Genomic DNA, 20,705 nt, shown 5'->3' with positions numbered 1-20,705 from the left:
ACCCAAACCTTCCTTGTTCACATCATAATCCGATCCAAGCGCGACGCCTTACGTTACTGACGTCGTCAGCGACTCATGCTGCATTGGATCTGAACGAAGGATATGATTGAACCACCTAATCCCATCCCGAACTCAGAAGTGGCTTTTTATTCGCCGCAGGCGCTCGCCATGTCTATGGTAGTTTGGGAGATCCCATGTGAGAGTAGGTCGTACCAATAATCGTCAAGCTTCTCATAGAGAAAGCCCTGATCGGAAACGGTTGGGGCTTTTTTACGTCTGTAAGAAAGTCAAACCTTCTTTATTCACATAATCAGATCCAAGCAGATTCCTTGTGTCACTGTGGTTGTCAGCGAGTCATGCTGCATTGGATCTGAATGAAGGGTATGATTGAACCACCTGATCCTATCCCGAACTCAGAAGTGGCTCTTTATACGCCACAGGCGTTCGCCATCGCCTATAGTAGTTTGGGAGATCCTATGTGTACCCCAAGGGTATATAAGAGTCCCACAAGGGGATAAGCATAGGTCGTATCGCATGGGTATAAGCATCGTCAAGCTTCTAAATTAAAAAAGGCCCACCCACAAAGCGGAGTAGGCTTTTTTATTGTCTTGGCATCTAGCTCGTTACTACCTTTTAAGTGCAAAAGGGATCTGAGCCCTGAGATGGGACAAGTATCTGGCCAAGCAATCTTCACTCCCCAACAAGTCTTATCATTCAGAACTAAGTTTATGATGCTATAAAAGCGCTAGTTAGGGATGTGCGGTCTTATAGAATATTTTTTGATAGTGTTCTCAAATTATTGTTATTTATAAATGAGTACAAAAACTTGTAAAAAAAGCGTGCAATTTATTTTTCTAAACGATAGTATGTTTTTTAGACAGAGGGCAATGGAATGCCTAAAGCCCCTAGGATGGGGGCTCTGTCTACCTCTAGGATGAATAATAGCCGCATGGATGCGGCGGGAAGTTCCGTGTTTCCATATATTCATTAGGTTTTTGGTCGCTGTTATTTAAAACTAGTTTTTTATTAGTGGCTATAATTGCATCAATCAAGTGCACTCTGTTTACAATTTGAATCAAAATTGTTCAATTGGTGATTGACCCTAATGATGTAAGGGGTCTACAATCAAGATCGTTTAAAAGAGTTGGCAATATTTATGTCCAGAGTTGCGAATGTTACGTGAGTATGTTCGGTCCTGTTAAGTCATAAGTAATACCGAGTTTTTTTAGCACTAAATCGGAATTCTTCCGTGTAAATTAACTTAACCCACAGGATAAACAGTCATGTCTGACGTAGTTACTGGTACAGTAAAATTCTTTAACGAAACTAAAGGTTTCGGTTTCATTACTCAGGATCAAGGTCCTGATGTTTTCGTTCACTTCTCTGCAATCAACAGCTCTGGTTTCAAGACTTTGGCTGAAGGTCAAAAAGTAGAATTCCAAGTAGCTCAAGGCAAAAAAGGCCCTGAAGCTCAAAACGTAACACCTCTATAAGATAAGGGTTTCGTTTAGGAGATTTGATCTCTTAGTGATTGTAAAAGCGGCTTTCGAGTCGCTTTTTTTGTTTTTGTGTATTTCTGAAGATAGTCGTATTTTTTTGTATGGAGGTTGTGATGGCTAAGTCTCTTCAAGAGCAATTGCTTGGTGCTGGTTTAGTTGACAAGAAAAAAGCAAAAAAGATAAAAGCCGAAAAGCTACAACATAAACAGAAAGTTAAAAATGGCAAAGCAGATAATGCAGATCAAGAGAAAAGACAAGCTGATCTTATTTTGCAAAAGCAACAAAAGGCAGAAAAAGATCGCCAGTTAAACCTAGAACGACAACAAGAGCTTGAATGGAAGGCGGTACAAGGGCAAATTCGCCAGATGATAATTCAGAATCGTATTGTTAAAGAAGATGGCGACATAGCGTATCATTTTACCGATGACAAAAAGGTAAAGAAGTTGTACATCAGTAATCAGATGCATAAAGATTTGAGTGATGGTCGTTTGGCCATAGTACTCTTAGATGGCGAGTATGAAATTATTCCTGAGCCTGTGGCTAACAAAATCAGTGAGCGAGATACTAGCTATATTTTGGTTTGTAACAATCGGCATGAAGAAAGTGAAGAAGATGATCCTTATGCCGATTTTAAGATACCAGATGATTTAATGTGGTAATAATGAAGGGGCTTAATTCTTATAAAGCCCCTTTTTTATAAAAACCATTGCTATTTTTCTTCTTAATTCTATTCAGTTTTACAATTTTCTTTCGCTAAATTTCATATGTACTAGATTTGCTTTTCCTCATTTATTGCAATTATATCGTTATAATTTTTTTAACATACCGAAATCTAAGAGATAAGAAGATATTCCTGTGAAATTGTAAGTTCATTTTTTCTCTAAATTCTCATCAATATTGCATGTTATATGGATAGCTGATGCAATTATATTTCTCTATATTGTTTATTTTTGAATAGTGTTTAGATTGTTTTGATGTTGCTTGCATGTATCAAGCGCCTACAAGAAACTTTGTACACATTTAAGGGAAAACGAGAATGAAAAAATCGATTATTGCTATTGCTGTATCCAGTGCAGCCCTTGCTTCTGTTTCCGCTCAAGCGGCAGAGGGATCAACTTTTGATGCATACGGTAACATTCAGTATGCGTACACAGATTCAGATTCTGGTGATGCTTTTGGAGACAATGGCTCTACTTTTGGTTTCAAAGGTGAAACACAAATTGACCAAGATCTAACTGCTTTCTTCAAATATGAGCTTGAAGCCGATGCAGATGAAAAATCAAGTGATGTGAGTATCGGGCTTGATCAAGCTTTTGTTGGTCTTAAAGGCGGTTTTGGTAAGATACAAGTAGGCTCGTTTGATAGCATCTACAACAATGCAATCCAAGATTCTGTAGATCAGTTTGAGAACCTAGGTTTTAGATCTACGACCACAACAGTAGAAGGCGATACGATTGCCTATTTTTCTCCTTCAATGAACGGTTTGGAAGTACAAGTATCTACTCAGGTAAAGGGCGATGCTGAAAGTGCTGATAATCCTGAAACAACTGATATTGATGGTCAAACCGTTACTCTTGAAGACGGCAATGCTGTTACAGCCGTAGTTAAGTATACCTCTGGTCCTTTATCTTTTGCTGTTGGTTACGATGATTTAAATAATTATCAAGGTGATGCGGACACTACTGGTTTGTCAGTGGGCTATGCAATTGCTGATAATCTAAATGTAACTGCAAAATATGAGACTACAGACGATTTTCAAGACATCGTTGGTCTAGCTGCACGCTATGGTTATGGTGCTGGTGATATTTACGCTTCTGCGCAAACTATTTCTCCTGAAGACGGTGATGACTACAACGAATATGGTGCTGGTGTTACATATAGCCTAGCTTCGAATGTTTACGTGTACGGCGAAGTTGGTAGCTTTGAAAATGCTAACAACAGCGACACAGATACGCAAACTGCTGTTGGTGTTTACTACGGTTTCTAAAATCATCTAATGGATTGATTTTATTTACTCTAAGGTTTCAATTCTCTGCTGGGTTGGAACCTTATGTTAAGTACGATCATTCAAGGTTCCATGTTTCTTCTCTTGTAGGCGGATTATTGGAACTCTTTTGGCACCAAGTGGAAACATTTGGTGCCTTTTTTATGCCTGTTATTATCTTGTTATGGTAATCAATAACACCAATATGAGCTTTTTAGCTTGATTGAAATTTGAGCTAGCCGTTACACTGATTTTATTTTATGCAATTGGTTGTTGTGTATGCTTAATATGGATTTCTCACAAGCGGTCTTGATCGATACCGATAATGTTGAGTGGATTGGCAGCCCTATGACAGGAGTGTTTCGTAAACCGCTTGCTCGTGAAGAAGCAGAAAGAGGGCATGCGACCAGTATAGTGCAGTATCAACCTGGCTCAGTATTTCGTCCTCATCCTCATCCATTAGGTGAAGAAATTTTGGTTCTAGAAGGCACCTTTTCGGATGAAACGGGTGATTATCATGAAGGCACTTATTTTCGAAATCCTCCAGGAACCAGTCACGCACCACATAGCCACGATGGTTGTTTGTTGTTAGTCAAATTACATCAGTTTCAATTACAAGACTTAAATCAGATAAGTATCGATACCTCATCAATATGGCAGTCTAAAGACGCTCAAATATTGCCTCTATATCAATTCGATGAGGAGAGGGTTTACTTAGTTCGAATGGATCAAGCGCATATGTTTCCAGATTTATCTTTATCAAGTTCAGTAGAGATACTTTTGCTCTCTGGGGAGGCCCGTTATCAAGGTCATTCTCTTACATCGGGCCATTGGTTGCGCGATCCTAATTTTTCATTGTCATCTTGGCAAGTGATGGATAAGTGTTTTATTTGGTTGAAAACAGGTCACTTTTAAATAATAAGGTAAATACATGGCATTTATAATTCCTCTTCAACAAGTGGTTACTTTACCGATTGAGGGTGATGACCGCCTTTTTCCCGTAAGTCGGGTATTTTGTGTCGGAAGGAACTATGCCGCGCATGCCAGAGAAATGGGAGATGATCCTGATCGTGATCCACCTTTCTTTTTTAAGAAAGACCCAAGCGATTTGGTGTGTGTTGATTTTTTCCAGTCTGTTGCTATCCATTACCCTTTAGCTACCTCTCAGCTTGAATATGAGGTCGAGCTTGTGGTGGCCCTTGGAAAAGGTGGTGTGAACTTGAGCATACAACAAGCGCGTGAAGCTATTTTAGGTTATGCCGTTGGTTTGGATATGACACGTCGAGATTTGCAATCTCAGGCAAAGAAAAAAGGTCGTCCATGGGAAGTTGGAAAGTCTTTTGAACAATCGGCTCCAATCAGTCCAATCCTATTATCGAATGATCCTTTAAATGAAAAAATGAAAGGTACAGAAATTGGCCTTCAAGTAAATGGCCAGACAAAACAACTGAGTACGCTTGCGCATCTAACTTGGTCAATTGAAGAAGTCATTTGTAAACTTTCAGAGGTATATGAGTTGCGACCTGGAGATCTGATTATGACGGGAACACCAGAAAATGTCGGCTCAGTAGTAGTAGGTGATGAAATGCATGCTTGGATTGATGGACTAGGGAGTATAAAAGTAAAGGTTATTGATTAAAATTATCATACATTGTCTGCAATGATATTTTTGCAGGGTGTTTAAACTTTTCCAGCAGATAAATTACACTCTCAGCAGTACATAGCCCAGTGGACTTTTGATTACGACGCTTCCGATAGGTCGACTGTATGCCTTCAATCGTCAGATGTGAGAAATGCTGTAAATAGGGTGAGTGATTGTACATTTTTTTTGCTTGCTGCCAGGTCCCATCAATAAGAATGATATTTTTTATATAAGCGTCATTCTCAAGATTGACAATCTGCTTTCCTTGGTTTGGATAAACCAGTATGGTCTGCTGCGGATCTAATGCCAGCAGTGTTGGATTAGGCTCAACACGAGACCATTCAATTATTTCACATTCTTCTTTCAGCGCTGATTTTACTAACCTACCTGTTCCTGTTGATTTTTTGAGTTCTTCTGAATGTGTCACAAGCCATACTTTCATCATGATTCCAAATCCCAAAAGTATAGTCATGTTTGATGACGGTATAAAGCGTCTTGAAGTGGGAGTCTGACGAGTTGCTAGAAGTGCGTGCTTAGATTATTGATGATAGAGAAAACTAGTAGGCTCGGTAAAGAGTGTGGTGGTATTAAGGGAAATGAATTAATGAGATTGTTTTAGACAAGCGCATTCTACTTTTGGTTAGGATCTAAATGATTTTTCTATCTAAACGCGGCTGTAGTGAATTAAGTAATTAGGCAAAGAGCAGATGCTCATGGGATAGGTGTATTCATGGATAAAGGATCATTTTCCTATGAAAATTAATATTAAAAAGAGAGAGAACTGATTGTTTGTAAAGATGAATGTAATTTTTGTTTACTTTTTTTAACAATACTTATGTGTTATTCCCTTTATATTTTTCTACTGAAATCATATTATCTGGCTATTGTTAAATTTATTAAGATTAACATTATCTTATGTAAGCTTAACATTAAGTTGCTTCTTAAATTTGAAGTAATTAAATTTTATGGAAATATTTATAATAACGAGGTTATTATGTCAGATCAGTTAGTTTCTGGCGTTGTTAAATGGTTTAACGACGAAAAGGGTTTTGGTTTTATTGAACGTGAAGGTGGTTCTGATGTGTTTGTTCATTTTCGAGCAATCAATGGAACGGGTCGTAGAACTTTGCTTGAAGGACAGCAAGTAACTTTTGAGGTAACTCAAGGTCAAAAGGGCCCTCAAGCAGAAAACGTAACGATTGTATAATTGACATAACTTGTCATTATAGAAACACCAAACCATCTTGCCTAAGTTGTCTAAATAGACAGTTTAGGCAAGGTGGTTTTTTATTTTAGGAGAGAAAGTTTTTGTTACCCTATTTATATAGCTTTAGACGTTGTCCTTATGCGATTAGAGCGAGGTATACCATAGCCTTATTGGCTTGTCAGGTGAGACTACGAGAAGTCAGTTTGAAAGCAAAACCTGAAGCTTTACTGGCACTTGGTGGCCCTAGTACGGTTCCGCAGTGGCTTGATGAGAAGGGTAATAGATTGTCAGAAAGCTGGGATATTATGCAGTGGGCTATTATTCGCTCAGAGAAAAAAGAGCTTGCAGACCAGTTATGGCCAAAGGCACAGCGTGAACGAGCTCGGATTCTAGCTTGGGTAAAATATAATGATGGACGATTTAAATACTGGCTTGATCGTTATAAATACGCAGATCGTTATCCTGAGATGGATGAGATATTTTATCGTAATAAGGCCGAAATATTTTTACGACGACTGAACAGTCGGTTAAGTCAATCAAACTATATTTTATCTAATAAAATCAGTTTGGCGGATATTGCAATATTTCCTTTTATTAGGCAGTTTTCTTTAGTAAATAGAGTTTGGTTTGCGGATTCAGATTACAAATGCGTGAAAAAATGGCTTGATTCATTCATTGAAGATATATTTTTTAAAGATGAAGTAATGCGAAAATTGCCATTTTGGCAAAATGGACAAAAAGAATTGGTGTTTCCATTTTGCCAATGAGGCATATATCACATTATATTAATCAATTAGACCAAATGAAACCCAGTACCAAAAACCAGGATCAGCATCATTTGTTAATTTAAATCTTCTAAAGTTTCCATCTTGGTTAATATAATTTGAGTTGGGGAAGTTAGCTTTTAATACCTCAAGGTTTAGATTTGCTAACTTCTCCTGATTTAGATCTTGATATGACTGGATTGTGATTGCTAAGGCTTCTTCAACGGAATTGGTACTTGGATAATGCTGTAATACTTCTTGTCCTCGACGCAGAGCAGATATCGGTGCTTTGCGTTTGAGATAATAATGGGCTACCTGAAGCTCGTGACGAGCGACCATCTCTCGTAAGAAGTACATTCTGGCTTTGGCATCTGGGGCATATTGGCTATCAGGGAAGCGTGAGGTGAAATCTGCCAACTCTTGGAACGCTTTGGTTAGCTCCTTTGAGTCACGTTCACTTGGGTCTAGACCAAGGTAGCGAGATAATAAGCTTTCTGCACCTTTGTAAGTGGACAGTGCGCGCATGTAATAAGCGTAATCAATAGCATCATTATCAGGATGATTTTTAATAAAGCGTTCAGCAGTAGCATGAGCTGCAATGTATTCTCCAGCTTCCACCTGTGCATATATTAAATCCAGTTCTGCTCGAGTACTAAATTTGCCAAACGGATAGCGGGAGTCAAGATCTTTAAGATGCTTAATCGCTGTTGACGGTAAGTCTTCCGATAAGGCTTGTTGCGCTTTATCGTAATAAACGCGTTCTGGTAAATCGGGCTCTTGAACTTTCTGGCTGGAGCAAGCAACGATCAAAAAAGAAAAACAGAGTATTCCTGTAAAGCGGCGTAATGAGTGGTAAAATCCCATGTATAATCAAAACCTTGATGTAGTTAATTGGCCTTGGTTGGCGTTTATAGCGTTATATTGCGAAACCTAACTTGGTGCAAGATGCTACACATTTTTATTCACTTTCAGACGTCATGCTGACAAAAGCGAGTGCTGAAATTAATGAGTCAAAGTGTATTGTATGGCAGAGCGTATAGTAAAAGAAGCCCAAGTTCCGTTTGACTTGGGAGGAAACCGTTTGGATCAAATCGCCACGGAGTTATTCAGTGATTATTCGCGTTCGCGAATTCAAGCCTGGATCAAAGAAGGTGTGATCCAAGTAGATGGTAAGTCTATGAAAGCCAAAGAGAAGTTGTTTGGTGGTGAAACCGTCAGTTTAAATGTTGAGATTGAAGCGCAAGAAGAGCATCAAGCGCAACAAATGGATTTGAACATTGTTTATGAAGACGAAGACATAATGATCATTAATAAACCTGCTGGTTTGGTAGTGCATCCAGCGGTTGGTAATCGTGATGGTACCTTGATGAATGCAATTTTGCATTATGCTCCAGAAACAGCACATGTTCCGCGAGCAGGAATTGTACATCGTCTGGACAAGGAAACCACTGGTTTGATGGTGGTTGCGAAAACCCTAGCAGCTCAAACCGATTTGGTCGCCCAATTGCAGGAACGCAGTATGGGGCGAGAGTATGAAGCTATTAGCATTGGAGTAATGACGGGTGGCGGTGTTGTGGATGAGCCAATTGGCCGTCATCCGCACAATCGTCAAAAGCAAGCGGTTGAGCCTATTAATGGTAAAGAAGCCGTGACACATTATCGTTTGGTTCAGCGTTATAAAAACCATACACATATTCGTCTTAAATTAGAGACGGGCAGAACACATCAGATTCGAGTGCACATGGCACACATTCAATATCCATTAGTTGGTGACCCACAATATGGTGGTCGTCTCAAAATGCCAAAGGCTTGCTCGCCAGAGTTGCAGGAGGCATTACGTAACTTCCGTCGACAGGCTTTACACGCTAAAAAATTGGAATTAGCGCATCCATCCACTGGTGAGTGGATGGAATGGGAAGTCGATTTGCCCGAGGATATGCAGCAATTGCTCGAGGTTCTCAAACAGGATATGCAAGCGTCTGGTAGTGATGACTCAGAGTATTTTTAGGGATACAAAAAAAGCAGCTTAGGCTGCTTTTTTGTTATGACACAATAGGTTGTAAAATATGTCGACAATTGATTTGATTACGCCAAACTGGCCCGTTCCTGCCTCAATCAAAGCTTATGTTTCAACTCGTCATGGTGGCAATAGTGCTGCGCCGTACCTTTCTCTAAATTTAGGGAATCATGTTGGTGATGATGTTGCTTTAGTTGCCCGTAATCGTCAAATATTTGCTGAGCAAATATCTATGCCAGATACTGTGATTTGGCTTAATCAGGTACATGGTACGAATGTTGTTAAGCTACCTCTTACAGATGTCGTTGAATCCGCAGACGCTGCTTTTAGCTGTCAGGTGGAGCAAGTGTGTGCCGTACTGACAGCAGATTGTTTGCCGGTGTTTTTATGTGACCCACAGGCACAGGAAGTTGCAGTAGTGCATGCGGGGTGGCGTGGTTTATGTGAAGGTGTTATTGAATCCTGTCTGAAATATTTTTCTTCACCCCATCGCATAATAGCTTGGTTAGGACCGGCGATAGGTCCACAAGCGTTTGAAGTAGGTCAAGATGTATACAATGCATTTTGTGAGAAAGATAGTCTGGCAAAGACTGCTTTTAGACAAGGTGAAAATGGTAAATGGCTGGCGGACATCTACTTATTAGCTAAGCAAAGGTTGTCTGCCTATGGAGTGTTGCAGGTTTATGGTGGTGATTATTGTACCTTTAGTGACGAAGAAGAGTTTTTCTCCTATCGTCGGGATGGTGTAACGGGCCGAATGGCTTCTGTTATTTGGTTTGAAGAGGATTAAAACGCATTTTTTTGATGGGTGTCAAAAAAATGACAGTTAGTATCTTGAAAAGTATTTTTTGATAACCATAAAGTCATTAATTGATGTTTGACCTTATTTTTTTTAAAGGATGTCAGATTATGCGTATAGATAGGTTAACAAGTAAATTGCAACTGGCTCTTTCAGATGCCCAGTCAGTTGCACTAGGACAAGATCACTCATACATTGAGCCGTTACATTTAATGATTGCTTTGATAGATCAGCAGGGTGGGGGTGTTCGTCCAATTCTTCAGCAAGCAGGTATTCCTGTTGCTAAGTTTCGTGATGGCTTAGATGAATTGCTGAATCGTTTGCCAAAAATTCAAGATCATGATGGTAATGTACAAATGTCTCCTGAATTGGGGCGTTTATTGAATCTCGCGGATAAAGAAGCGCAAAAGCGTAAAGATCAATATATCTCTTCAGAGTTAGTTTTGTTGGCGATGTTTGAAGGCAAAGATGATCTAGCTAAAAAACTGAAAAGTACTGGAGTGACCAAAGCCGATATTATTAGTGTGATAGACAGTATTCGTGGTGGAGCATCGGTGAATGACCCTGATGCAGAAGAAAGTCGTCAGGCATTGGATAAATACACGGTAGATCTAACAGCCAGAGCAGCAGAAGGTCGTTTGGATCCTGTCATTGGGCGTGATGATGAAATTCGTCGAACCATTCAAGTATTACAGCGTCGTCGCAAAAATAACCCCGTACTGATTGGTGAGCCTGGTGTTGGTAAGACTGCGATTGTGGAAGGATTGGCGCAGCGAATTATTAACGGTGAAGTGCCGGAAGGGTTGAAAAATAAGCGTGTGTTGTCATTGGATATGGGAGCCTTAATTGCAGGTGCCAAATACCGAGGAGAATTTGAAGAAAGGTTAAAAGCACTACTGAGCGAGTTGTCTAAGCAAGAAGGGCAAATCATTCTGTTTATCGATGAGATTCATACCATGGTAGGTGCTGGTAAATCAGAAGGTTCTATGGATGCAGGTAATATGTTGAAGCCAGCGTTGGCTCGTGGTGAGTTACATTGTGTTGGGGCGACGACCTTGGATGAATACCGTCAATTCATTGAAAAAGACGCTGCTTTAGAAAGGCGCTTCCAAAAAGTTTTGGTGGATGAACCGAGTGTACTGGATTCGATTGCCATTTTACGTGGTCTGAAGGAGCGTTATGAAGTGCACCACGGCGTTGATATTACCGACTCTGCTATCATCGCTGCGGCAAAATTGTCGCAACGTTATATTACGGATAGACAGTTACCTGATAAAGCCATTGACCTAATCGATGAGGCAGCCAGTCGTATACGCATGGAAATGGACTCTAAGCCAGAAGATATGGATCGTTTAGAACGTAAACTGATTCAATTCAAAATAGAAAAAGAAGCACTGAAAAAGGAAAAAGATAAAGCCTCTAAAATGCGCCTTGAGGAATTAAACAGTGAAATTGATCGCTTACAAAAGGAGTTCTCTGATCTTGAAGAGATTTGGAATGCGGAAAAAGCGACAGTTCAAGGCACGCAAAAGCTAAAAGAAGAGTTAGAAAATGTGCGCCATGAAATGGAAGAAGCCAGACGGAATGGTAACTTAGCCAAAATGTCGGAACTGCAATATGGTGTGATTCCTATGTTAGAGGCGGAAATCGAGAAGGTTGGTAATGAAGAAGAAAGCACAGAAACGAGATTGTTGAAAAAACACGTATCTGAAGAGGAAATTGCCACTGTGGTGTCTCGATGGACAGGGATTCCAGTAGATAAGATGCTGGAAGGCGAACGCGATAAGCTGTTGCGTATGGAAAGCGCTTTGCATGAGTCTGTTATGGGACAAAACGAAGCAGTGTCGGCCGTTTCTCATGCGGTTAGGCGTTCTCGTTCTGGTTTGGCTGATCCAAATAAACCCAATGGCTCTTTTCTTTTCTTGGGGCCCACTGGTGTTGGGAAAACAGAGTTGTGTAAGTCGCTTGCTAAATTTCTGTTTGATACTGAGCAGGCGATGGTGCGTGTTGATATGTCTGAGTTTATGGAAAAGCATTCAGTTGCACGTCTAATTGGTGCTCCGCCGGGGTACGTGGGTTATGAAGAGGGCGGCTATTTAACCGAAGCGGTTAGGCGTCGACCTTATTCCGTTTTATTATTGGATGAAGTGGAGAAAGCGCACCCTGATGTCTTTAATATTTTATTACAGGTATTGGATGATGGACGTTTAACTGACGGCCAAGGTAGAACGGTAGACTTTAGAAACACAGTGATTGTGATGACGTCTAATTTAGGGTCGGATTTGATTCAAGAATACCAATCTGATGATGAATACGAGGCGATTAAGGCTAAGGTAATGTCTGTGGTAGGAACGCATTTCCGACCAGAGTTTATAAACCGTATTGACGAAACTGTAGTGTTCCACCCATTGATGCGTTCTCAGATCAAGGGAATTGCTGCTATTCAGTTAATGCATTTGAATGAAAGATTAGCTGACATGGGGATGAACTTAACCTTGACCGAAGCAGCTCAAGAGCGTCTAGCTGAAGTTGGTTATGATCCAGTATATGGGGCACGGCCTCTTAAGCGAGCTATTCAACAGTGGATTGAAAACCCATTAGCAAATGAGTTGTTGGCTGCAAACTTTGTTGCAGGAGACCATATTAATGCTGATGTGAAAGATGAGAATATTGTGTTTTGCAGGGCTTGATGCTTTAGGTTGGTCATAAAAAATCCCCGACGCCTTAAGGAGTCGGGGATTTTTTTATAAATAGAATATATTAGAAATCTAGGAAAGCACCAATAAAGGCGCCTTTGAATTCAACGTCAAATGCAGAACCATCAATGTCGTCGATGTCTTCTTCTACATTACGGTATCCCGCTTCTAAGCCTGCAAAATAAAGTGCTTGGTATTTGATTTTGAATGTTGTATCAGTAATGTCTGCATCACTGCCACCACCATTTTTAAACTCACCACCAATAGAAAGGTTAGTGCCTGGAAAACTAACATATGCAGACACATAGGTAAGAGGGTATGAATCACTTATATTGGCAGCACCAACTGAGCCATCAATACTTCTTAAGGTGATACCGGCATCTAGATCTAACCAAAGTAGGCCATCCAAAAGTTCGTAATACAGTGTGTAATCGTTGTAGGAAGAATCTATTTTTGTACCGCTAAATCTTCCTTCTAAACTTTGATTCTGAATTCTAAGGTTAGGAATCAATGGAATAGGATGCTCAAAAGCAACACCAAAATATGAATTGGAATCATCCGCATCATCAGTAAGAAAGGTACCCACTTCAGCGGTTAATCCAAGCACGTCGGCTTGTGCAGCACTTGCTAATAAAGCAGTAGAGAGTAAAAGTGCATTTTTCATAATCAGTAATCCATATCTTGGTTGATAGTTTTAACTAATTATAAATTTTAGTGAGGTAAAATCCAGTAAAAAATGGCACTGTTTGTGTATGGCTGATTAAGGTGGCTGGGGTAGCTGGATTCGAACCAACGCATGACGGGATCAAAACCCGTTGCCTTACCGCTTGGCTATACCCCAATATTATGCCCTGGTGGCTATGACTAGATTCGAACTAGTGACCCCATCATTATGAGTGATGTGCTCTAACCAACTGAGCTACATAGCCTTTGAGGAGAGTGGCTGGGGTAGCTGGATTCGAACCAACGCATGACGGGATCAAAACCCGTTGCCTTACCGCTTGGCTATACCCCAATACTCTGAAAGGTGGTGGCTATGACTAGATTCGAACTAGTGACCCCATCATTATGAGTGATGTGCTCTAACCAACTGAGCTACATAGCCATTTGTCTGTTGGCTGGGGTAGCTGGATTCGAACCAACGCATGACGGGATCAAAACCCGTTGCCTTACCGCTTGGCTATACCCCAACAGACAACACAAAAACAGAAATTTGAAGTACATACTCTGTCTCTGTGGCGCGATATTATTCATATAACCCTTTCATGGGTCAAGTGTTTTCTTACATGTTTTGCAAATTATCAAACATTGAAACGGAAATGCATCACATCGCCATCTTTAACAATATACTCCTTGCCTTCAAGTCGCCATTTACCGGCTTCTTTAGCGCCACTTTCCCCTTTGTATTGAATAAAATCTTGGTAGCTTACAACCTCTGCACGGATGAAACCTTTTTCAAAGTCAGTGTGGATAACACCAGCTGCTTGAGGAGCGGTAGCACTTTGTTTTACTGTCCAAGCGCGTACCTCTTTTACACCTGCAGTGAAGTAGGTTTGTAAGCCCAGTAGTTCGTATCCAGCGCGAATAACACGGTCTAGACCAGGTTCTTCCATGCCCATTTCAGCTAGGAAGTCTTGCATCTCTTCCGCGTCAAGTTCAGAGATTTCTGCTTCTAGTTGATTACAGATTGGAACCACCATGGCGCCTTCTGCAGCAGCAATTTCTTTGACAACATCTAAATGTGGGTTGTTATCAAAGCCATCTTCTGACACGTTGGCAATGTACATGGTAGGCTTAGTGGTCAACAAATGCAGTTGTTTGATTTCTTTTGCTTGGTCGTCCGTCAAAGCCATAGTGCGGACAGGCTTTCCATTTTCAAGATGTTGTTTTACTGTCTCAAGAAACGCCTTGTGAGCAATGGCTTCTTTATTGCCGCTTTTGGCATTTTTTGCGGTACGAAGAATTTGCTTCTCGATGGACTCAAGGTCGGCGAAAATCAATTCAAGGTTAATGACTTCAATGTCAGCTTTAGGGTTGACTTGGTTAGCAACGTGAATGACGTTATCGTCTTCGAAGCAGCGCACAACATGGGCAATGGCATCCGTTTCACGAATATTGGCTAGAAACTTATTGCCTAAACCTTCACCTTTAGAGGCTCCTTCAACAAGACCTGCAATATCAACAAACTCCATAGTGGTTGCTAACACTTTTTCTGGCTTCACGATTTCTGCTAAAGCATCAAGACGAGGATCTGGCATTGCCACGACGCCTGCGTTAGGTTCTATGGTACAGAAAGGGAAGTTTTCAGCGCCAATGCCAGCCTTTGTCAAAGCATTGAAAAGGGTAGATTTACCAACGTTAGGTAGACCAACGATGCCGCAATTAAAGCCCATAATGAAATTCCTAATAAATAAGTGATTATGCCTTGAAGCTATGCAGTTGGTTCATAACAGGATTGAGATTACCCATTACTATGTCTTCTACGTAGCGCAATGATTCGTCAATGGTTTGTTCTATTTTAGCGTACTCTTGTGGCGCCGCTTTTTTGAGAACGTAATTTGCTACCTGACTGGCATGACCCGGATGACCTATGCCAATGCGTAAGCGGCCAAATTCACGATTGTTACTGAGTTTTGCAATGATGTCTTTTAAACCATTGTGGCCGCCATGACCGCCACCTTTTTTTAATTTGGCAGTACCTGGCGGAATGTCTAATTCATCGTGAATGACCAATACTTGTTCAGGAGGGATTTTATAAAACTGGCACACAGCCTGAACGGCTTTGCCGCTTAAATTCATATAGGTGGTGGGAATCAGTAGATAACATTCTTCACCAGCTATAGAAACTTTACCGAAGTGGCCAAAAAACTTCTTTTCAGAACGAAGAAGGCACTGACTCTGACGAGCCAGTGCCTCAATCCATTGAGCACCAGCATTGTGACGAGTGTTTTCGTATTCGCTACCCGGATTACCTAGGCCGACTAATAGTTTGAAACCTGTCACAATACTGCCTTCAATGCTTAACGTTTCGCCTTACCGATACGAGCGATAGGTTGGTTGTGGTCTTCGCCTTTTAGCAAAGCAACCAACTCAACGCCTTCAGGAATGATAACGTCAGATAGGTGGAAGATATCGCCTAGTTGACCGTTGGCAGTGTCAACTGTCAATACTTCTGGAAGGTTAGCTGGTAGACAACGTACTTCTGCTAGCTTAGATTCGATGGTCAAGCGACCACCTTGCTTAGCAACACCATCACTTTTAGCAGCATTGATGAAGTTTAAAGGAACACGAGTTGTGATCGCTTTATCTTCTTTTACACGTAGTAGATCTATGTGCATAACATCGCCAGTTGCTGGGTGACGTTGAAGTGCTTTAACAAGTACTTTTTGTGCTTTACCATCTAGACTTACTTCAACAACAGAAGTTAGGAAGCCATCAGTAGTAACGGCTTTCAATAGTTCGTTGTTTTTGAAAGAAACAGAAGTTGGTTCAGCATCGCCACCGTAGATAACGGCAGGCACTAGACCTTGGTTACGAAGGCGGCGGCTCGCACCTTTACCTTCTTCAGAACGTGCTACGGCATTAATAGATAATGACATGATTTTTTCCTAGTAATGATCAAAATGAATGCCCAGAACTGCGACCCGTCCCGAGCGTTAGTGTTTGGTTTAGGCCCCAAACATGGCACTGATTGACTCTTCGTTGCAAACGCGACGAACAGCCTCGGCCAAAATGTCAGACATCGACAATTGGCGAATTTGAGGGCAGTTAAGCGCCTCTTGTGTTAATGGAATGGTGTCTGTGACAACCAATTCATCAAGCACAGAATTTTTAATGTTCTCAATGGCTTTGCCAGATAATACTGGGTGTGTACAGTAAGCCAATACTTTAGCAGCCCCATGTTCTTTCAGAGCTTTAGCGGCGGCGCACAAGGTTCCACCTGTATCACACATGTCATCCACCAAAACACAAGTTTTGCCTTCAACGTCACCAATCAAATGCATGATTTGTGCTTCGTTGGCACGCGGGCGGCGTTTATCTATAATGGCTAAATCTGCATCTTCAAGCAGCTTTGCAAAGGCTCGCGCTCTAACAACACCACCTACATCAGGTGAGACAACGGTAATGTTTTCATGGCCTTGTCTTTGCAAATCATCCAGCAATAATGGTGTGGCATACACATTGTCCACAGGAATATCGAAAAATCCTTGAATTTGGTCCGCGTGCAAATCCACTGTTAGCACTCGATTGATTCCCACTGCTGAAATCATATCCGCTACTACTTTCGCTGTAATAGGTACTCGTGCCGAGCGAACTCGACGGTCTTGTCGAGCGTATCCAAAATAAGGAATAACTGCAGTGACTCGAGTCGCAGAAGCTCGGCGCAGAGCGTCTGCCATTACAATCAGTTCCATTAGATTGTCATTACTTGGTGCGCAGGTAGACTGAATAATAAAAACGTCTTTACCACGCACATTTTCATTGATCTCAACCGTAATCTCACCGTCGCTAAACTTACCAACGGTTGCATTACCGATCGGAAGTCCTAGGCGGCGCACCACCCTGCGAGCGAGTTCAGGATTAGCGTTACCGGTAAAAACCATTAACTTGGACACTTTGTATACCCTTTGTTTTTCATAGCGATCTAATAGACTGGCAAGGCAAATGATCAGCCATCATTTGACTTTGTGTTGCTTTATCCACTGGTTTAGCGCTTCATGAGTCGGAGAAACATTACACCCTCGACAAACCCAAGCTTGCCATTTAGATGGTACGGATCGTTTTACTCGCTCGGCATCTTGCTGATTTTTAAAGGCTATAAAGAGACAGGCCCCAGTCCCAGTTAACTTTGCATCGCCATGGTTTTTCAGCCATAAATACGCATCATTGACTTCGGGATTATGCTTTCTAACTATGTCCAAACAGTCATTATGCCCACCCAGCTTCAAGGCGTGCGATATTTTGATGGGAGGGGTGTCTCTTGTCAAATGTTTATCGGTAAAAATTTGACCAGTTGCCACATGGCAATTGGGTTTTAAAAGTAAATAATAGGAGGTATCTGGTTTTACTTCTTGCAGGCGTTCACCAACGCCTTCAGCAAAAGCGGAAAAACCCATCACAAAGACGGGCACATCCGCGCCCAATTGCAGCCCGATATCAGCCAATTGTGGCAGACTCAAGTCACACTGCCATAAGTGATTTAAAGCTAATAAGGTGGTGGCAGCGTTGGAGCTGCCACCACCAATTCCACCGCCCATAGGAAGACGCTTATCCAATTTTATGTGGACACCCATCATCGCATCTTGACGAAATTTGAGTAATTTTTCAGCGGCTTTAAAAATGAGATTGTCATGAGTCGCAACACCATCAATATCTGGAGAGATATGGATTTGTTTATCTTGCGTCAGTTGAAACTCTAAGGTGTCGCAGAGGTCAATGAATTGAAATACAGTCTGTAATTCATGATAGCCGTCTGAGCGTTGACCTGTGATGTGCAAAAACAAATTTAATTTTGCCGGTGAGGGAAGTTGCATCATGCTTATTGGATGGTCCATTGATTAATGATGAGATTCACTTTAAAGGGTGGTTTGCTGACTTGTATTCTTTGCGGTAGATCCAATCCATCTACTTGGGTGTAGCGACGATAATTTACTAGCCAACCATCTTGTTTGATGGAGGTGGGACGCAATGAGTCATCTTCAAGCACAACGGTAGCCTTAGTATTTGGGGAAGCTAGGCCGCGAATCCAATAATTTACCTGCTCCACAGGGAAATCCCAGCCAAGTTCCTGATACAGTAACTGTCTGGCATCCTTACCTACTAAGGTTTTATCTTCATAAGATAAAGTTATTTGCTGTGAAACGTCTTTGGAAAGTTTGGTAGCACCTTGTCCGAAAGGGCCAACGATATTTAATGTGTAGGTTTCTGGGGTGTGCTGCCAAGTAAAGTTTCCTGAAATGGCATCGTCTGGTGTACGAATACCAACTCTCCCTGAGGTTTCCCATTGACTGATAGCAAGAGCGCTTTCTGGTGGTGGCGTAACAGGGCCTCTTGGTTGGGAACTGCAAGCGGCTAAAACAAGAGCAAGGATAATAAGGCTAGTAACGCGGTGCATCATGACGTTGTATCCTGTTTTTCAAGCAATGAAGGGGATAATCGCTTGATGGTGTCTAAAAGTATGGGTGACGTGGGCGATTCTTGTAAAGCGGTTCGCCATATCCTAATGGCTTGTTCGTAATGTTTTTGTTGCCATAAGGATTCGCCATAGTGCGCGGCTATTTCTGCATCTTGTAGGAGGGACCAAGCTTTCTCAAGATAATACGAAGATTGCTCGTATTCACCTTTTAGAAACATTCCCCAACCCAAACTGTCAATGATGGCTGGATCTTGATCGGAAAGAGAATAAGCTTTTTCAATATATTGCATGGCCAGATCAAGTTGTTTTGTTCGAGTTAACAAGGTGTATCCAAGGGCATTCAGATACTGTGCATTTTGTGGGTGCTTGTCAGCCAGTAATTGCAATTCATTTAGTGTAACTTGCCATGCGTTTAAGGAGTCCGCAATCAAGGCTTTTTGATAGCGTAAAGTATCGGACTCTGGAAATGCTTCGACAGCCTCGGTCAGCAAGGCATAAGCCAACTTCGGATGCCCTTTTTCTTGATGCAATTGACTGATGGTGGCAACTTGTTCTGGAATATTTTCTCGGTGAGTCCGCTCAAGTACCATTTCATTAATGGTATCTTGTTTTCCTAGCTGATAGAACCACAATGCTAATTGATTGGTCGCACTGTCTTGTAATGCACCATGTACTTGAGTCATAGTCGATACAGCATCATTGATACGATTTAGTTCCGCTAAAGACAAAGCTTTTAGATAGAGAATTTGGTTAGTATAAGCCTGTGCTTGCAATGGTAATGCATTGAGTACTTCAAAAGCAGGTTGTGCTTGATCTAATTCCATTAAGGAACGCGCAAAGTTTAAGCCAACTTGAATGCCTTCTGTATGCTCAATCTCGGCTGTTTGATAAAGTTTAAACGCCGCATCTGTCCGCCCGGCTAGCAATAAAAAATCAAGTAATTGCGAGAGAATATTAGGACTTTGTGGGAAGCGTTTCGACGCTGTCTGTAAAGTACTAATAGCCTCATCAAGCTGTTCTAGGTTCTTTTCACTGTAGGCAAGAATGAGGTACACAGCCTGGCTGTTGTCGGCTTGTTTATCCATAAGTAAAGCTTGAGCTAAGGATTTAGCTGCTTGATAGTCGCCACTCAACAGTTTGATGTGTGCCATACTGAGGCAAACGTATTGATCTTGCTGGCTAGCCGGTGAACTTTGAGAAATACCTCTTTCCAATGTCGTAATCAATTGACTGTTGCGCACATTATCATCCAGATAGACAGGCAAAAATTGCAGAGACACTTGATGGCTCATGGCTTGATCAATTAATTGAGCAATATCGGATGGTCTGTTGCCTTGTGTATATACTTGCAAAGCCAAAGCATAAGCTTGTTCTGAGGTGGGTTCGACAGCCAGCCAGAGGTTTGTACTTTGTTCAATGTAAACCTTATTACGCGAAGCGACTGCAATGTTGGTTAGGCGCTTAATAAGCTCGAGGTCTTGGGTTTGTTGTGCCAAAACATAGAAATCGTCAAAAGCTTTATTTGGCCCTTCTCGTTGCAGTTTGAATTCGGCATTCAGTAAAGCACTGATTTGTTTTGCGTCTTGTGCGACCAGTGGTTGTGCTTGGTTTTCTATAGTAAGGCTTTGTTGTTCGGGTTTTATCGTGCTGCACGCGACCAATAAAGGCAAGCAGATGAATGTCAGCCAAACTCGCAACTGGTTGCCATTGAGCAAACTCGCGAGGCGAATGGATTTTCGTTGGTCCAACAGCATAAAACTTCTAAATAAAATAATCATAGATGGCTTATGGTATCCTTGGTTGCGTGGAAAGTCAGTCCTTTGTGCCAGCATTGCCGACAAAACTTATATCACAATAGACTAATCCTATTACTTTTATTGACTTTATGGGGTGCGCAAAAAAGCGAATTTCTCGTATAATGCGTCTTCTTTATGTAAAGAGTCACGTAGAGACGGTTTTGT

The 20,705-nt window shown here is 41.4% G+C and carries 20 protein-coding genes and 5 tRNA genes; 10 read left to right on the top strand and 15 right to left on the bottom strand.

Annotated elements, in window-relative coordinates:
- Positions 1–1,283: 1,283 nt before the first annotated feature.
- The 5 genes from ABXS85_RS08210 (at position 1,284) to ABXS85_RS08190 (ending at position 5,122) form a co-directional block, all read left to right on the top strand.
- Complete coding sequence (locus ABXS85_RS08210) at positions 1,284–1,493, top strand: cold-shock protein (protein ID WP_013795215.1); 210 nt, start codon at positions 1,284–1,286, stop codon at positions 1,491–1,493.
- A 119-nt stretch (positions 1,494–1,612) separates the two neighbouring features.
- Complete coding sequence (locus ABXS85_RS08205; protein ID WP_353669548.1) at positions 1,613–2,158, top strand: DUF2058 domain-containing protein; 546 nt, start codon at positions 1,613–1,615, stop codon at positions 2,156–2,158.
- Positions 2,159–2,535: 377 nt separating this feature from the next.
- Entirely contained in the window at positions 2,536–3,486 is a 951-nt protein-coding gene (locus tag ABXS85_RS08200) for a porin (protein ID WP_353669547.1), read from the top strand.
- A 276-nt stretch (positions 3,487–3,762) separates the two neighbouring features.
- The gene (locus ABXS85_RS08195) at positions 3,763–4,398 is read left to right on the top strand and encodes a cupin domain-containing protein (RefSeq protein ID WP_353669546.1); all 636 of its coding nucleotides are present in this window, start codon (positions 3,763–3,765) and stop codon (positions 4,396–4,398) included.
- 16 nt (positions 4,399–4,414) lie between these two features.
- Positions 4,415–5,122: a fumarylacetoacetate hydrolase family protein gene (locus ABXS85_RS08190; RefSeq protein WP_353669545.1), complete on the top strand. Its 708-nt coding sequence runs from the start codon at positions 4,415–4,417 to the stop codon at positions 5,120–5,122.
- Here the strand turns inward: ABXS85_RS08190 and ABXS85_RS08185 are convergent.
- The gene (locus tag ABXS85_RS08185) at positions 5,112–5,570 is read right to left on the bottom strand and encodes a tRNA-uridine aminocarboxypropyltransferase (protein ID WP_353669544.1); all 459 of its coding nucleotides are present in this window, start codon (positions 5,568–5,570) and stop codon (positions 5,112–5,114) included. The two genes, ABXS85_RS08190 and ABXS85_RS08185, sit on opposite strands and share 11 nt — an antisense overlap.
- A gap of 549 nt (positions 5,571–6,119) precedes the next feature.
- Here ABXS85_RS08185 and ABXS85_RS08180 point away from each other — a divergent pair.
- Positions 6,120–6,332: a cold-shock protein gene (locus ABXS85_RS08180; protein ID WP_353669543.1), complete on the top strand. Its 213-nt coding sequence runs from the start codon at positions 6,120–6,122 to the stop codon at positions 6,330–6,332.
- 101 nt (positions 6,333–6,433) lie between these two features.
- Positions 6,434–7,099, top strand: a complete 666-nt coding sequence (locus ABXS85_RS08175) for a glutathione S-transferase (RefSeq protein ID WP_353669542.1) — start codon at positions 6,434–6,436, stop codon at positions 7,097–7,099.
- Between the two features lie 18 nt (positions 7,100–7,117).
- Here the strand turns inward: ABXS85_RS08175 and ABXS85_RS08170 are convergent, their stop codons facing one another.
- Entirely contained in the window at positions 7,118–7,960 is an 843-nt protein-coding gene (locus ABXS85_RS08170) for an outer membrane protein assembly factor BamD (RefSeq protein WP_353669541.1), read from the bottom strand.
- A gap of 160 nt (positions 7,961–8,120) precedes the next feature.
- Between ABXS85_RS08170 and rluD the strand changes: the two genes are divergently transcribed.
- The 3 genes from rluD (at position 8,121) to clpB (ending at position 12,602) form a co-directional block, all read left to right on the top strand.
- Complete coding sequence (gene rluD, locus ABXS85_RS08165; RefSeq protein ID WP_353669540.1) at positions 8,121–9,104, top strand: 23S rRNA pseudouridine(1911/1915/1917) synthase RluD; 984 nt, start codon at positions 8,121–8,123, stop codon at positions 9,102–9,104.
- A gap of 58 nt (positions 9,105–9,162) precedes the next feature.
- Entirely contained in the window at positions 9,163–9,903 is a 741-nt protein-coding gene (gene pgeF / locus ABXS85_RS08160) for a peptidoglycan editing factor PgeF (RefSeq protein ID WP_353669539.1), read from the top strand.
- Positions 9,904–10,022: 119 nt separating this feature from the next.
- A complete protein-coding gene (gene clpB, locus ABXS85_RS08155) occupies positions 10,023–12,602 on the top strand; it encodes an ATP-dependent chaperone ClpB (protein WP_353669538.1) in 2,580 nt (859 codons plus the stop codon).
- Positions 12,603–12,672: 70 nt separating this feature from the next.
- On the opposite strand, the gene ABXS85_RS08150 is transcribed toward clpB, so the two are convergent.
- The 13 genes from ABXS85_RS08150 to ABXS85_RS08090 all read right to left on the bottom strand — a co-directional run bounded on the left by ABXS85_RS08150 (position 12,673) and on the right by ABXS85_RS08090 (position 20,498).
- Positions 12,673–13,272 (bottom strand): TIGR04219 family outer membrane beta-barrel protein, encoded by a 600-nt coding sequence (locus ABXS85_RS08150; protein WP_353669537.1) that lies wholly within the window; start codon positions 13,270–13,272, stop codon positions 12,673–12,675.
- 102 nt (positions 13,273–13,374) lie between these two features.
- Positions 13,375–13,449, bottom strand: a tRNA-Gln gene (locus ABXS85_RS08145).
- Positions 13,450–13,460: 11 nt separating this feature from the next.
- Positions 13,461–13,537: transfer RNA gene (locus ABXS85_RS08140), tRNA-Met, on the bottom strand.
- Between the two features lie 11 nt (positions 13,538–13,548).
- Positions 13,549–13,623 (bottom strand) — tRNA-Gln (locus tag ABXS85_RS08135).
- A 13-nt stretch (positions 13,624–13,636) separates the two neighbouring features.
- Positions 13,637–13,713: transfer RNA gene (locus ABXS85_RS08130), tRNA-Met, on the bottom strand.
- Positions 13,714–13,723: 10 nt separating this feature from the next.
- Positions 13,724–13,798, bottom strand: a tRNA-Gln gene (locus tag ABXS85_RS08125).
- 111 nt (positions 13,799–13,909) lie between these two features.
- Complete coding sequence (ychF, locus tag ABXS85_RS08120; RefSeq protein WP_353669536.1) at positions 13,910–15,001, bottom strand: redox-regulated ATPase YchF; 1,092 nt, start codon at positions 14,999–15,001, stop codon at positions 13,910–13,912.
- Positions 15,002–15,026: 25 nt separating this feature from the next.
- Positions 15,027–15,611 carry an aminoacyl-tRNA hydrolase gene (gene pth / locus ABXS85_RS08115; protein WP_353669535.1) on the bottom strand — a complete coding sequence of 195 codons (585 nt, stop codon included), beginning with the start codon at positions 15,609–15,611 and terminating at the stop codon, positions 15,027–15,029.
- Between the two features lie 17 nt (positions 15,612–15,628).
- Positions 15,629–16,207, bottom strand: a complete 579-nt coding sequence (locus tag ABXS85_RS08110; protein WP_353669534.1) for a 50S ribosomal protein L25/general stress protein Ctc — start codon at positions 16,205–16,207, stop codon at positions 15,629–15,631.
- A gap of 69 nt (positions 16,208–16,276) precedes the next feature.
- Positions 16,277–17,224, bottom strand: a complete 948-nt coding sequence (locus tag ABXS85_RS08105; protein ID WP_353669533.1) for a ribose-phosphate diphosphokinase — start codon at positions 17,222–17,224, stop codon at positions 16,277–16,279.
- 60 nt (positions 17,225–17,284) lie between these two features.
- Entirely contained in the window at positions 17,285–18,142 is an 858-nt protein-coding gene (gene ispE / locus ABXS85_RS08100; RefSeq protein ID WP_353669766.1) for a 4-(cytidine 5'-diphospho)-2-C-methyl-D-erythritol kinase, read from the bottom strand.
- A 5-nt stretch (positions 18,143–18,147) separates the two neighbouring features.
- On the bottom strand, positions 18,148–18,726 hold the full coding sequence (gene lolB / locus ABXS85_RS08095) for a lipoprotein insertase outer membrane protein LolB (RefSeq protein ID WP_353669532.1): 579 nt from the start codon (positions 18,724–18,726) through the stop codon (positions 18,148–18,150).
- Positions 18,723–20,498: a tetratricopeptide repeat protein gene (locus ABXS85_RS08090; protein WP_353669531.1), complete on the bottom strand. Its 1,776-nt coding sequence runs from the start codon at positions 20,496–20,498 to the stop codon at positions 18,723–18,725. The genes lolB and ABXS85_RS08090 overlap by 4 nt, the downstream gene beginning before the upstream one ends.
- Positions 20,499–20,705: the final 207 nt, after the last annotated feature.

This window comes from Marinomonas sp. THO17, assembly GCF_040436405.1.
Classification (GTDB): Bacteria; Pseudomonadota; Gammaproteobacteria; order Pseudomonadales; family Marinomonadaceae; genus Marinomonas.
The sequence above is the reverse complement of the archived record's forward strand: the minus strand, read 5'-3'. Positions and strand labels throughout refer to the sequence as shown.

Coding starts and splice junctions, on each gene's coding strand:
- ABXS85_RS08210 (WP_013795215.1), top strand. CDS start 1,284: ATGTCTGACGTAGTTACTGGTACAGTAAAATTCTTTAACGAAACTAAA.
- ABXS85_RS08205 (WP_353669548.1), top strand. CDS start 1,613: ATGGCTAAGTCTCTTCAAGAGCAATTGCTTGGTGCTGGTTTAGTTGAC.
- ABXS85_RS08200 (WP_353669547.1), top strand. CDS start 2,536: ATGAAAAAATCGATTATTGCTATTGCTGTATCCAGTGCAGCCCTTGCT.
- ABXS85_RS08195 (WP_353669546.1), top strand. CDS start 3,763: ATGCTTAATATGGATTTCTCACAAGCGGTCTTGATCGATACCGATAAT.
- ABXS85_RS08190 (WP_353669545.1), top strand. CDS start 4,415: ATGGCATTTATAATTCCTCTTCAACAAGTGGTTACTTTACCGATTGAG.
- ABXS85_RS08185 (WP_353669544.1), bottom strand. CDS start 5,570: ATGATGAAAGTATGGCTTGTGACACATTCAGAAGAACTCAAAAAATCA.
- ABXS85_RS08180 (WP_353669543.1), top strand. CDS start 6,120: ATGTCAGATCAGTTAGTTTCTGGCGTTGTTAAATGGTTTAACGACGAA.
- ABXS85_RS08170 (WP_353669541.1), bottom strand. CDS start 7,960: ATGGGATTTTACCACTCATTACGCCGCTTTACAGGAATACTCTGTTTT.
- rluD (WP_353669540.1), top strand. CDS start 8,121: ATGGCAGAGCGTATAGTAAAAGAAGCCCAAGTTCCGTTTGACTTGGGA.
- pgeF (WP_353669539.1), top strand. CDS start 9,163: ATGTCGACAATTGATTTGATTACGCCAAACTGGCCCGTTCCTGCCTCA.
- clpB (WP_353669538.1), top strand. CDS start 10,023: ATGCGTATAGATAGGTTAACAAGTAAATTGCAACTGGCTCTTTCAGAT.
- ABXS85_RS08150 (WP_353669537.1), bottom strand. CDS start 13,272: ATGAAAAATGCACTTTTACTCTCTACTGCTTTATTAGCAAGTGCTGCA.
- ychF (WP_353669536.1), bottom strand. CDS start 15,001: ATGGGCTTTAATTGCGGCATCGTTGGTCTACCTAACGTTGGTAAATCT.
- ABXS85_RS08110 (WP_353669534.1), bottom strand. CDS start 16,207: ATGTCATTATCTATTAATGCCGTAGCACGTTCTGAAGAAGGTAAAGGT.
- ispE (WP_353669766.1), bottom strand. CDS start 18,142: ATGCAACTTCCCTCACCGGCAAAATTAAATTTGTTTTTGCACATCACA.
- lolB (WP_353669532.1), bottom strand. CDS start 18,726: ATGATGCACCGCGTTACTAGCCTTATTATCCTTGCTCTTGTTTTAGCC.
- ABXS85_RS08090 (WP_353669531.1), bottom strand. CDS start 20,498: ATGCTGTTGGACCAACGAAAATCCATTCGCCTCGCGAGTTTGCTCAAT.